General features: G+C 68.5%; 1 protein-coding gene and 1 pseudogene. Both read left to right on the top strand.

Annotated features, from left to right (window positions below; all coding sequences use genetic code 11):
- Nucleotides 1-374 (top strand): annotated as a pseudogene (locus tag EOA33_RS36920) (MarR family transcriptional regulator); the annotation flags it as partial.
- Nucleotides 371-948, top strand: a 578-nt coding sequence (locus tag EOA33_RS36925; protein WP_127407810.1) for a biotin/lipoyl-binding protein, incomplete at its 3' end; no start/stop codon positions are given. The pseudogene EOA33_RS36920 and the gene EOA33_RS36925, both read left to right, overlap by 4 nt.

Below are 948 nucleotides of genomic sequence, written 5' to 3' on the forward strand. Positions count from 1 at the left end.
GCGCAATGGCGGCTTCTGGTCCGCGTCGCCAAGGAGGCGGGTGTCGCGCAGGCGCGACTGGCTGAACTGCTCGAAATCGAGCCGATCAGCGTTTCGCGCCTCGTCGACCGGATGGAGGAGGGCGGCTGGATCGAGCGCCGTTCCGACGCGGCCGACCGCCGCGTTCGCATGATCTTCCCGACCGCCAAGGCGAGCGAGGCCTACGCCCACGTCAAGAGCCTTGCCGGCGAGGTCTATGAGGAATCGCTGGTCGGCGTATCGCCGGAAGATCGCCGGGCCCTGATCCGGGCACTGGACGCGATCGTGCAGAATCTTGCGGACGGCGAGACGCCGTCCTCGGAAAAGTGAAAAGTACGGAAGGCGCAGCAGCATGAACGCGGTAGCCAAGGTAGACGAGAAGGCCGCCAGGTTGGAGATGGAGGCGCCGGCGCAGCCGGTCGCCGAGGCGCCGGCGCAGCCGGTCGCCGAAACCCCGGCGCAGCCCGCTCCGGTGTCGGTGACCCCAACGCCGCAGCCGGCACCAGTGGCGCCGAAGAAGAAGCGCCGCGCCGGCCGTTTTCTCCTGATGGTCGCGCTGCCCGCGGCGCTGCTTGCCGGCGGTGCTTACGTCTGGGTTACCGGCGGCCGCTACCAGGAGACCGAGAACGCCAACCTGCAGCAGGCCAAGGTGTCAATCGCGTCCGACACGGCGGGCCGCATCGTCAAGGTCGGCATCGCCGACAACCAGCTCGTCAAGCAGGGTGACGTGCTGTTCGCCGTCGATCCCGAATCCTACCGGATCGCGCTCGCCCAGGCCGACGCGGCGGTCGCCACCGCGCGCCTCAATGTCGAGCAGTTGCGCGCCGCCTACAGCCAGGCGATGGCTCAGGAGAAGTCCGACACCAGCGAAGTCGCCTACGCGCAGTCGCAATATGACCGCGCCGCCGACCTTGCCCAGAAGGGCATCAA

This window comes from Mesorhizobium sp. M4A.F.Ca.ET.050.02.1.1 (assembly GCF_003997725.1).
Classification (GTDB): Bacteria; Pseudomonadota; Alphaproteobacteria; order Rhizobiales; family Rhizobiaceae; genus Mesorhizobium.